The following is a 10,621-nucleotide window of genomic DNA, read 5'->3' as shown; positions in this document are numbered from 1 at the left end:
GCCCCCCCGCCCCCCCCCGCGGGCGCCCCGGTGCCGGTGGGATCGCAGGTGGTGGAGATCCCGGGCCTGCCGCCGATCACCATCCCGCTGCTGGCACCTCCGCCGCCGCCCGGGCAGCCGCCCCCATAGAGCGCGAAGCGCGCCAGATCGCGCTGCCAAAGCGCAACCCGCAGTAGGCTGCCTGCATGGCTGAAGTTATGCCCGTTCTCCTACGGACCGGCGCGGCTGCCCTCGGCTCGACCGTCGCCGGCATCGGTTATGCCGCATTCGTCGAGCGCAACGCGTTTGTCCTGCGCGAGATAACCATGCCCGTCCTGACCCCCGGTTCCACACCACTGCGGGTGCTGCACATCAGCGATCTGCACATGCTGCCTCACCAGCGCCGCAAACAGGCCTGGCTGCGCGAGCTGGCCAGCTGGGAGCCCGACCTGGTCGTCAACACCGGCGACAACCTTGCCCACCCCAAGGCGGTGCCCGCGGTCGTGCAGACCCTGGGTGACCTGCTGTCGCGGCCGGGCGTCTTCGTCTTCGGCAGCAACGACTACTTCGGGCCGCGGCTGAAGAACCCGCTGAACTACCTGACCAAACCGACGCACCGGCTGCGGGGCGAGCCGCTGCCCTGGCAGGACCTGCGGGCGGCCTTCACCGAGCGCGGGTGGCTCGACCTCACCCACACCCGCCGCGAGTTCGAGGTGGCCGGCCTGCACATCGCGGCCGCGGGCGTCGACGACCCGCATATCGACCGGGACCGCTACGACGCGATCGCCGGTCCGGCCAGCCCGGCGGCCAACCTGCGGCTCGGGTTGACGCATTCCCCAGAGCCGCGGGTGCTGGACCGCTTCGCCGCCGACGGCTACCAGCTGGTGATGGCCGGCCACACCCACGGCGGGCAGCTGTGTTTGCCGTTCTACGGCGCCCTGGTGACCAACTGCGGCCTGGACCGCTCCCGGGCGAAGGGACCGTCACGTTGGGGCGCGAACATGGCGCTGCATGTCTCCGCGGGGATCGGCACCTCACCGTTTGCGCCGGTGCGATTCTGCTGCCGGCCGGAGGCGACCCTGCTGACGCTGATCGCCGCCCCGATGGGCGACCGGGACTCCACCAGCGACCTATCCCGTTCGCAGCCAACAGCTTCCGTGCATTGAGCGATCCGACCCGGATCGCCAGTCGCGGCGGGTCGCGGTACTGGACGGACAACGCGGTCCGGCTGATCCAGGCCGACGCCCGGCGCAGCGCCGACACGCACCTGCTGCGCTACCCCCTGCCGGCGGCCTGGTGTGGTGACGTCGACATCGCGCTGTACCTCAAAGACGAGAGCACCCATATCACCGGCAGCCTCAAGCACCGGCTGGCGCGCTCGTTGTTCCTGTATGCGCTGTGCAACGGGTGGATCGGCGAGGGCACCACGGTCGTCGAGGCGTCCTCGGGGTCGACGGCGGTGTCGGAGGCCTATTTCGCGGCGCTGCTGGGGTTGCCATTCGTCGCCGTGATGCCGGCGTCCACCAGCGCCGCCAAGATAGCGCTCATCGAATCACAAGGCGGCCGTTGCCATTTCGTCGCCAACTCGAGCCACGTGTACGCCGAGGCGGAGCGTGTCGCCCAGGAGACCGGCGGGCATTACCTGGACCAGTTCACCAACGCCGAACGCGCCACCGACTGGCGGGGCAACAACAACATCGCCGAATCGATCTACGAGCAGATGCGCGACGAGGAGCACCCGATCCCGGAGTGGATTGTGGTCGGCGCGGGCACCGGCGGGACCAGCGCGACAATCGGTCGCTACATCCGCTACCGCCGGCACGCGACGCGGCTGTGCGTTGTCGACCCGGAGAACTCCGCGTTCTTTCGCGCCTACGCCGAGGACCGGTACGACGTGGTGATGCCCGCGTCGTCCCGGATCGAGGGCATCGGGCGGCCGCGGGTCGAGCCGTCGTTTTTACCGGGCGTGGTCGACCGCATGGTCGCCGTGCCCGACGCGGCGTCCATCGCCGCCGCCCGCCACGTCAGCGCCGTCCTGGGCCGGCGGGTGGGGCCGTCGACGGGCACCAACCTGTGGGGCGCCTTCGGCCTGCTCGCCGAGATGGCCGCCGAGGACCGCAGCGGGTCGGTGGTCACCCTGCTCGCCGACAGCGGAGACCGGTACACCGACACCTACTTCAGCGACCAGTGGGTGCGCGCGCAGGGCCTCGATACGGAGGGCCCGGCCGAGGCGCTGAGCGCATTCGAACGGTCCTGCACGTGGAGCTAGCCCGCTGTGCTGCGGTTTGGCCAGTCGCCGGGCCGGTGCGATAGGCTGTCGTGGCTTCAAGCGGGGTGTGGCGCAGCTTGGTAGCGCGCTTCGTTCGGGACGAAGAGGCCGTGGGTTCGAATCCCGCCACCCCGACCCTGTGATGTCTCAAGACTCGCTGCGGCACAAAGGGACGCGCTGTCGCGACGCCGGGATCGGCCAGGCCTGTCGGGGAGTCGGTTTGCCTCTGATCGCCCGGCGATGCTTGCCCCAAGGAGCGGTCACCGGGTTAGCGTTTGGTTAACAATTTCTGCCGACAGCGCCCATCAGGTTTCAGCAGAGCCGCAGCGGTGATTAATTTGTGTTTGGATACTCGACCCAGTTGGCGAGATGTGGGGGAAGCCTGATGTCGTTTGTCAGCGTGGTGCCGGACAGTGTTGCGATGGCGGCCCGGGCTCTGGACGGGATTGGTTCCGCGCTGAGCGCAGCGAGAACGGGCGCGGGTCCCACAACCGCGATAGCGGCTGCGGCCCAGGACGAGGTGTCGACCACGATCGCGCAGCTGTTCGAAGACTTCGGCCAGAATTTTCGGGTTCTCAACACCGAAGCGCAGGCATTCCATGATCAGTTCGTAGGCGCGTTGAACGCCGGCATGGCTCAGTATGTCAGCGCCGAGGCCGCCAATGTCCAGCAGAATTTGTTGAACGCGCTGAATGCGCCGAGCGAGGCATTGTTGGGGCAGCCGTTGGTTGGGACCGGAGCCGGCCTTCTGGACGCCGTGACCAGCGTGATTGACCCGACGTTCAGCATGCCCGTCTACTATCAGCCAACTCCATTCGGTCCCATCGTGCTAACGATGAGTGGGACCGCATCGCTGCTCGGAGTGGGCGGGGTCACCGTGACGTCGGGGTCACTCGAGGTGCCGACGCCGTATGTGCTTGCTGTTGACGCTATAGGTCCAGAGGCCAATGTTGCGATTGCGCTCGCTAATAGCAGCACTGCATTCGCCAACGCGGTGCAGACCGGGAACCCCGTTGCCGCCGCCGAAGCACTGGTCAACGCGCCAGCCGGTGCCGTGAACGGCTTCTTCTTTGGCCAACAAACCGTGTCGATGTCGTTCCCGGTGCCTTCGGACACCGGCTACACGACGGCGGAGTTCTCCGTTCCCCTTGGAGGGCTGATGGCTCCCCCACAGCCCGTTATAACTACGCTGACGTCGACCGACGGGACGCTGACGTCCTTTCCATTGAGCGGTACAGAGTTCGGTGGCCTTATTCCCGCCCTGATGGCTGCAATCGCCGGCTCCTAATCTTCGCAGCCAAGATCGAGGCAGTAAGACTGCCCGCCGTGGGGTCGAATCCCGCCACCCCGACCATTGTCACCACAGGTGACGTTCCTTTTAAGCGGTCAGCCGCCGGGCGGAACGCTCGTGGTCGTTATGGCCTTGCTCGGCGTCGTCGTGACGGTCGGGACGCTACTGGTGACCGTGACGGTGCTCGTGCTGGTGCTGGTCGACGCCGGTGGCACGGCGGTCGTGGTGGTGATGACGGTGGTCGTCTCCGTGGTGGACGAGGTCGTCGTCGCGGTCGCCGCGGCAATCACCCCGCAGGCCAGCCGCTTGCTGGAATCGCCGGTGGAGGTATTGGTTAGGTTGTCGGGGCTCTGATGGATGATCAGCGCGGTGCCCGAGCCGTTTCGCAGGTCCGCCGCGGTGAACAAGTTACTGGTGGTGACGAGTTTCGCCGAACCGTCGGTGCGCACCTGCAACGCGGTCAGGTCGCCGCTGGCGGGATAGCCGGTGTGGCCCGACGCCTGGTACACGCCTCCGGCGGAGTTGAAGTCTCCGGTCGAGCCTCCCGCGGGCGCAGTCGAGTTGGCCTCGCACTTGCCCACCGAGTGGATTTCGAGCCCATGGAAACCCGGGCTCAGGACCTGGTTGGCGCCGGCTTCCACGGTCACCGTCGCGTAGCCGTTCGCGAAATCGATGGTGGCGGTGGCGACCTGGCTCCCGTCGGCGCCCTTCAACTGGGTGGTCATCCGCTCGGTGCCGGGCGGCGCGCTGGAGGAGGGGGACGTCGTGGACTGGTTACTGCCCTGGTTTGCGCATGCGCCTAACGGTGCGACGCTGACGGCAAGTACCGCGGCCGCGAAGGACACGCCCTTTTTCATTGGCTGGGCCTACCCCGATCGGTCCACCTCGAAACGCGTGCGGCTCGCACTACCGTCAATCGGTGCGCCCGCGGACGTGCGTGTCCAGATGTGCAGCTGCTCGCGTCCGACGAGGCGGCAACGGTGCGTGCTCGCCAACTGCCGGGCCGCCTTGGTGAACCCCTGATTGGTCACCACCACCGCATGGTTGCAACGGTGGTGTAGCGCGCCGGAGACCACCTGCTGCACGGCCGCGACACCGACGGCTCTGGCCAGCCTCTTGCACTGCACCGCCATGCGGGTGCCCCCTTTCCTGGCGATCAGATCAACACCGTAGTCACCGGTGCTGGCGGTGTGGCTGACGCTCCAACCCGCCGTTCGTAGCTGTGCCGCGACGAATTCTTCGAACTCGACACCCGGCATCTCGTCGACTGCCGCCATCGCGGACGAGGCGCACTTAAGATCACGCCGCCGCTGCAATCGCACTCGAAAGCGGTCCCTCTGCGCCGAAAGCCATAGGAGGACGCCGACCGTCGCGACGAGGCCGGCCATTGCGGCCGCCGCTCCCGCCGGCACGCTGCCGGTGGCGCTCTGCGTGAAAAACCAAGGCAGAGCGAACCCGAACACGACCAAGGATCCGAGAATCTTGTCCATGACTCCTCGAGGTGCTATTGCCGACCGGGCTCGTCGGATGAACCTATCTGAGGGGTATGACAAACCGGCATTGCGGTGAACCGGTGTGATTTCGACAAGCCGCACGTGCCGACTACCGTTTCCTGAAGTCAGCTATTATTGGGCACCTTTCTTGGGTCGATAGCATCGCCCACCATCGCTTCCAGATTTTCGAGCCGCACTTCCAGGGGCACGAATTCATCCATTCCCAATTCTGACCGGACCGCGTTCACGAATCGACTCATCAAGGCGCTGATGTCGCCAGGCTGTTGAAACTTATTCGTTGTCGGCAGCGCCGAATACAGTTGCTGAGTGAAGCGGGCCGACGCAACTAAGCCCGCCAGCCTGACAATATGATTCGGGAGGAGCAGCCGCATTTCGGCAACAATCACACCGGCCTCCGACAGGGTTGATTCGACCGCCCCAATCGCCTGCAGTACCGTGTTCAAGATGTCCAGCTGCGATGTTGCTGGCGTCAATCGCGACTTTTCCGGATCGAACCCTCGGTTCTTGAACGCGGCGAGCGACTCAGTGGGGTCGTCGCCGTTGGTTAGCCGATCCATCAATTCCTGAAGTTCTGCCGCGGTTTCTTTGATCTTTGCGCTATCGAGGGATTGCTTGGACACCGCCTGCATGAACCTTACAGAGACATCACGAATCTGATCCCGTCGTTGGCGTTCACGCTCTGCTTTTTCTTCCCGGCGGTGGGCAGACGTCGAGGTGAAGAATGTAATCAGACCGCCGAGGATAGTGCCTAAAAGGCCGGCCCCGGCCGTAAACAGCGGAAGCCACCACGGCGTACCGGCTGAGGCCATTTGCACGCTTCCGTCCGCAAATGCTTCTACCAATGTCATCTCGTTGTCCTCTTCGCGAGCGCATCACACGACCCGACATCCGTTCGCCCTAACAGCTTTGACGTCGGCGATGTGGAGCGCTGGGCCCCCAAACCATGCGTCGCCAAGTCTAGGGATGCCTACTCGACTCTTGCGGCAACGACGCCTACCCGATTCGGTCAGTCAGGGGGCGGAACCGCACCCTGGTGCCGTAGCGGGGCGCGAGCATGATGGAGCGCCGCACTATCCGTTCCGGCTGCTCGTCGACCGCGGCGAACTCCCCGGCACGCAGCAAGGTGTGCAGCACGGTGATCAGCTCGCGCATCGAGAAGGTCGCGCCCAGGCAGCGTTTGACGCCGCCCCCGAACGGAACCCATGCATAGGTGTCGGGCCGGCTGCCCAGAAATCTTTCGGGGCGGAACTCGTTAGGATGATCGTAGATTCGGGGGTTTCGGTTGATCGCGATGATATGGACGACGATTCGCGTTCCGGCGTCGATGCGGTAGCCGCCGATCGGAACCGGTTGCGCCGCAACGCGGGCCGTGAATGGCGCGGGCGGGCGGATCCGCAGGGTCTCGTGGACCACCGCGGTGGTGAAGGCCTCCTCTCCGCTCAGGGCTTCGTCCAGCACCCGTCGCAGCGCGTCGGGATGGTGTAGCAGCAAGTCGAAGATCCAGGCCAACGTGGTGGCGGTGGTCTCGTGACCCGCCAGCATCAAGGTGATCAGGTCGTCGCGAATCTCGCTGTCCGACAGCCGCTCTCCGTCATCTCCGCGGGCGCACATCAGCAACGCCAGGATGTCGAGCTGGTCGGCCAAGCTCGGGTCATTTCGCCGTCGCGCGATGAGCGGCATGACGACGTCGTCGATCTCCTTGTTGGCGCGGGCCCGCTGCGGCCAGACCAGCAGCGCGCCGGCGCGGCGCAGCGCGTAGCGGACCGTCAATTGCTCTGAGACACCAAGGTTTAACAGACGCTCGAATGGCCGGCCCAGTCGCCGGGCCTCGGCGGGATCGTCGGCTCCGAAGATGACCCTGACGATCACATCCAGCGTCAGCGCCCGGGCCGCCGTGAGCATCTCGAAGGGGCGGTCGACGGGCCAGCTGTGCATGGCGGCGAGGGCCGACTTCTCCATGATCGGGACGTAGCTGCTGAGCGCGGCGCCGTGCAGGGGCGGCGTCAGGAGCTTGCGCCGCCGAAGATGCTCCGGCTCCTCCTGCACGAACATCGATCCCGAGCCGTAGATCGCGGCCGCCGGTCCCACACCCTGTCCGCCGAGCAGCACGTCGGGCGGTGCGGTGAAAACCTCCTTGGCCAGCTGCGGGTCGGACACGATCGCCACGTTGCCCAGGCTGAGGACCGGCATTGTCATGAGGGGTCCGTATCGGCGTATCAGCCGCAGCATCCGGCGCTCGCCGCCGACCAGGTAGGCGATCGCATACGCCGCGGCGAAGACGGAACGAAGCGGGCGCGGCGCGGGCAGCCCGGGTGGACGGCTCAGGGCGTCGGGCGCTTCCCCCCGGCGAAGAGCGGATGCGGCCACGCTGACGACAGAAACACGGCGTTATCCGTTGGTCAACAATCCCCCGCCCGTGTCTTGCCTAAAAGGGCCTCACAGGCAGTCGGCGCACACCGGGAGACCCGAACTCGACTTCCGTAGCCGGCTACGGTGCTGCACCAGAAAGCAGCTCGAGCAGGTGAACTCGTCGGACCGCGGCGGAATCACCGTCACCGACAGCTCTTCACCGGACAGGTCCGCGCCCGGCAGCTCGAAGAACACCATGTCGTTGGGGTCCTCATCGACGACCGTGGCCGTCGCGACGGGCCGCTTGGGCGCCAGCTCGCGGAGCGAGGTCGCGTCCTGGGTCTCGAGGTCGGAAAGCCGGCGTGCGTCGTAGTCGCTTGTGGTCGTCATCGGTGGTTCCTTCCTGCTCGGTGACGGGTTGACGCACTCGCCTGTACTCACCCGTGGGTCAGTCGTTACCCAGTTCAGGTCTCAGCCACACCTATGCGCGCCAAAAAATTGCGCACCCGCCAATCGCCGGCCAACGGGCACGACGGTGTAGGTCGGGCGATGCCCATGCGACACGCACGCCAGGCCGACCCATGGGGCTACGACGGCAACAATGAGCGCCGCGATTGCCAACCCGATATGCCCGACTACCAACGCGACCACGCCGGCTACCGCGCCGGCCGCCCAGATCGCCGCCGCCACCAAACCCGGGACACTTGCCCGCCTGTCCGGGCCGGCGGTGCCGTTTGCCGGACGAAACGGGCGGGACGTGTCGAGCATGGCGCACTTCTACCCGGTCAGGAGGACAAATAAACCTCTGCGCCCCACTCGGGAGGGGCAATGCTTTCGTTAGCTCGCCCGCGTCTAGCTGGTGGGCGGGGGCGCGGGCTCGTCGGAATGCGTGGCGTGCCAGCGCAGTTCGGCGTCGCGGACCTTGCGGTGGGTGTGCAGCAGCCAGGCCGCACTCGCCACAGAGAGCAGGACGGCCAGCATGGCGGCCACCGAGCCGGCCAGAAGGTGCCCGGTCGCGAATGCGAACAAGCCGACGATCAGGGCGCCCGCAGCCACGATCACGCCGTACACACCGGGCGCGTGCGGGCCGTGAATGAGGGTCTCCCCGGCATGCCGACGAAACGTGCGTTCGTGATCGACGGGGTCGCTCTTCAGGTAATTCACGTCACTCCTCGTGAATGATGTTGTGCACCAGCGTGATTGGGCAGCTTGCAGATTGGATCCGGCGGGAAGCGCATCGGTGATCTCGTCGAGGTCTACCCGCAGGCCCAAAGGGCCAAACGGTGGTGTCAGCCGAAGCCGGCGCGGGTATGCCGGGCACATGAACACCGCCAGGGGCACGCCCGCCGTCCTATTCGACGTCGACGGAACTCTCGTCGATTCCAATTACCTGCATGTCTACGCATGGCAGCGCGCCTTCGACGCCGAGGACATGCCCGTTGCCGCCTGGAAGATCCACCGCTGCATCGGCATGGACGGAGACACGTTGGTCCGCACCTTGTCCGAGGACGCCCCCGACGACGTGCAGGACCGGCTCAGCGACGGACACAGCCGGCACTACGCCGACACCATGTCGCTGTTGGCGCCGCTGCCCGGCGCGCGCGCCCTGCTGCACCGCGTCGCCGATCTGGGATTGCAAGTCGTGCTGGCCAGTTCGGCGCCCGAAGACGAACTCGAGGTGCTGCTCAAGGCACTCGACTGCGACGACGTCATCTCCGTGACGACGTCGTCGCGCGACGTCGACACCGCCAAACCCGAACCGGGCATCGTCCAGGTCGCGCTGGACCGGGCCGGTGTCGAAGCCGACCAGGCCGTGTTCGTCGGCGACGCGGTATGGGACGCGCAGGCCGCGACGGCCGCGGCGTTGCCGTGCATAGGCGTGTTGAGCGGGGGCATCTCCCGCGCGGAATTGGAGGCCGCGGGCGCGGCGCTGATTTTCGCGGATGCGCAGGATCTCCTGGACCAGCTCGACTCCACCCGCATCGCGGCGCTGGTGCCTGGCCGCTGAGCGGTGGCGCGCTACATACCGCGGGTGCGCAACAGCAGCGGTAAAAGCCACCAAAAGAACGCGAACAACGTCAAGGCGCAGGCGCCCGCTATGAGGCCAGCGCTGCGCCCGGCCACCGCGGCGAAAACGATTAGCGTCACCCCGGTTAGCGCCGTGCCCAGCAGCGCAAGCCCCGCAAACGCACACCGGTGCGCGGCCGACACCAGCACCTGCAGGCGATGCCGCCGGAACAGCAGCCGGTGAATGCCGACCGGGGCGACCAGCAGCACGGTTGCGCCCACCGAACAACCGACCGTCGCCAGGTACACGATCCGCAACGGCTCGGTGAGCACGTCGAAGCGCTGTTGGAACGGCAGCGTCAACAGGAACCCGGTGAGCAGCTGCACCCCCGTCTGCACTACCCGCAGCTCCTGCAGCAGGCTGTTCCAATTGCGGTCCAGCCGTTCGGTTTCGGTCTCGCCGCGCCTGCGCCGGTCCCACTGCTGGTCATCTTCCGGATGATCGACGTCGACATCCATGCCCCTAATCATCCCACCAGGCGTTTGAACACCGGCCGCCGCGCCTTCAATTTCCGAAGGCCTTCCCGGCGGGGCGCCCCGAGGAGGAGGATCGAGGAGTAACGTCCCCAACTGAGCGGGAGAGCCACGGTGTCGGTGAACGACCACGAATGGAGCAAACCCGCCGCGATGGCCATTCCGCGGGAGGGATACTTCGAACTCCAGCGCGGCAGGTCCGGACCGGTTTTCCCGAGGACACCCGCCTGCTATGGGTTCTCGATCATCGCCAAGGTCAAGCCGGGGCGCGAGGACGCGATCCGCGAGTACGGCACGACGATCCAGGCAGCAATCGAAGCCCAGCCTGATCTGCTCGCTCCGCTGCGCCTGCACTACTTGCGATGGGTCCTTTTCGACGTGGGCTCGGGACTGCACTTCCAATACCAAGGGATCTTCGACACCGACTTCGACAAGTACACCGAAGATGCGATCAAGCTCTTCTCGCAGTCGGGCGTCACGACGGCATTCACCCACCTGGAAGGCTTTCCAGACGACTGGCAAACCAACCCGGAGGCATTCATCAGATTTGTGCGCGAGCACCATTTCCCCAGCTTCCTCGAGTACGGCGAATACCCCTACGTCACCGCGGACGAGATCAAAAAGGCGCTCCGGCTGAAGGCGGCCTTCTCCGACATGCTCGACCAGATGCAGTAGCTA

Annotated in this window: 12 protein-coding genes, 1 tRNA gene and 1 pseudogene; 6 read left to right on the top strand and 8 right to left on the bottom strand. The window is 66.2% G+C overall.

The features are described from left to right. Positions 1-185: 185 nt before the first annotated feature. The 4 genes from A5764_RS16595 (at position 186) to A5764_RS16580 (ending at position 3,536) form a co-directional block, all read left to right on the top strand. Positions 186-1,145 carry a metallophosphoesterase gene (locus A5764_RS16595; RefSeq protein ID WP_067114601.1) on the top strand — a complete coding sequence of 320 codons (960 nt, stop codon included), beginning with the start codon at positions 186-188 and terminating at the stop codon, positions 1,143-1,145. Beyond that, entirely contained in the window at positions 1,142-2,248 is a 1,107-nt protein-coding gene (locus A5764_RS16590; protein WP_067114600.1) for a PLP-dependent cysteine synthase family protein, read from the top strand. Before A5764_RS16595 ends, A5764_RS16590 begins: the two co-directional genes overlap by 4 nt. Positions 2,249-2,309: 61 nt before the next feature. Then, positions 2,310-2,383 (top strand) — tRNA-Pro (locus A5764_RS16585). A 250-nt stretch (positions 2,384-2,633) separates the two neighbouring features. Further along, positions 2,634-3,536, top strand: a complete 903-nt coding sequence (locus A5764_RS16580) for a PE family protein (RefSeq protein WP_067114599.1) — start codon at positions 2,634-2,636, stop codon at positions 3,534-3,536. Positions 3,537-3,634: 98 nt separating this feature from the next. On the opposite strand, the gene A5764_RS16575 is transcribed toward A5764_RS16580, so the two are convergent. From A5764_RS16575 to A5764_RS16550, 7 genes and pseudogenes are all read right to left on the bottom strand, one after another. Beyond that, positions 3,635-4,396, bottom strand: coding sequence for a superoxide dismutase family protein (locus A5764_RS16575; protein WP_067114598.1), 762 nt, complete (start codon positions 4,394-4,396; stop codon positions 3,635-3,637). Positions 4,397-4,405: 9 nt separating this feature from the next. Next, positions 4,406-5,029, bottom strand: coding sequence for a restriction endonuclease (locus A5764_RS16570; RefSeq protein WP_067114597.1), 624 nt, complete (start codon positions 5,027-5,029; stop codon positions 4,406-4,408). Positions 5,030-5,157: 128 nt separating this feature from the next. Further along, positions 5,158-5,901, bottom strand: coding sequence for a hypothetical protein (locus A5764_RS16565; protein ID WP_156664720.1), 744 nt, complete (start codon positions 5,899-5,901; stop codon positions 5,158-5,160). A 145-nt stretch (positions 5,902-6,046) separates the two neighbouring features. Continuing rightward, positions 6,047-7,420 (bottom strand): cytochrome P450, encoded by a 1,374-nt coding sequence (locus A5764_RS16560; protein ID WP_156664719.1) that lies wholly within the window; start codon positions 7,418-7,420, stop codon positions 6,047-6,049. 69 nt (positions 7,421-7,489) lie between these two features. Further along, positions 7,490-7,792 carry a DUF4193 domain-containing protein gene (locus tag A5764_RS16555; RefSeq protein ID WP_067114595.1) on the bottom strand — a complete coding sequence of 101 codons (303 nt, stop codon included), beginning with the start codon at positions 7,790-7,792 and terminating at the stop codon, positions 7,490-7,492. A 156-nt stretch (positions 7,793-7,948) separates the two neighbouring features. Then, a pseudogene (locus A5764_RS30110) lies at positions 7,949-8,107 on the bottom strand (hypothetical protein); the annotation flags it as partial. A 147-nt stretch (positions 8,108-8,254) separates the two neighbouring features. Next, the gene (locus A5764_RS16550) at positions 8,255-8,566 is read right to left on the bottom strand and encodes a hypothetical protein (protein ID WP_067114594.1); all 312 of its coding nucleotides are present in this window, start codon (positions 8,564-8,566) and stop codon (positions 8,255-8,257) included. Positions 8,567-8,723: 157 nt separating this feature from the next. Here A5764_RS16550 and A5764_RS16545 point away from each other — a divergent pair, with 157 nt between their 5' ends. Further along, positions 8,724-9,410 (top strand): HAD family hydrolase, encoded by a 687-nt coding sequence (locus A5764_RS16545; protein ID WP_067114593.1) that lies wholly within the window; start codon positions 8,724-8,726, stop codon positions 9,408-9,410. A gap of 11 nt (positions 9,411-9,421) precedes the next feature. Here the strand turns inward: A5764_RS16545 and A5764_RS16540 are convergent, their stop codons facing one another. After that, the gene (locus A5764_RS16540; RefSeq protein WP_156664718.1) at positions 9,422-9,928 is read right to left on the bottom strand and encodes a DUF6328 family protein; all 507 of its coding nucleotides are present in this window, start codon (positions 9,926-9,928) and stop codon (positions 9,422-9,424) included. 168 nt (positions 9,929-10,096) lie between these two features. Between A5764_RS16540 and A5764_RS16535 the strand changes: the two genes are divergently transcribed. After that, positions 10,097-10,618 carry a hypothetical protein gene (locus A5764_RS16535; RefSeq protein ID WP_067114606.1) on the top strand — a complete coding sequence of 174 codons (522 nt, stop codon included), beginning with the start codon at positions 10,097-10,099 and terminating at the stop codon, positions 10,616-10,618. Positions 10,619-10,621 lie beyond the last annotated feature (3 nt).

The organism is Mycobacterium sp. 852002-51057_SCH5723018 (assembly GCF_001667035.1).
Classification (GTDB): Bacteria; Actinomycetota; Actinomycetes; order Mycobacteriales; family Mycobacteriaceae; genus Mycobacterium.
This window is presented reverse-complemented; position numbering and strand designations above follow the sequence as displayed.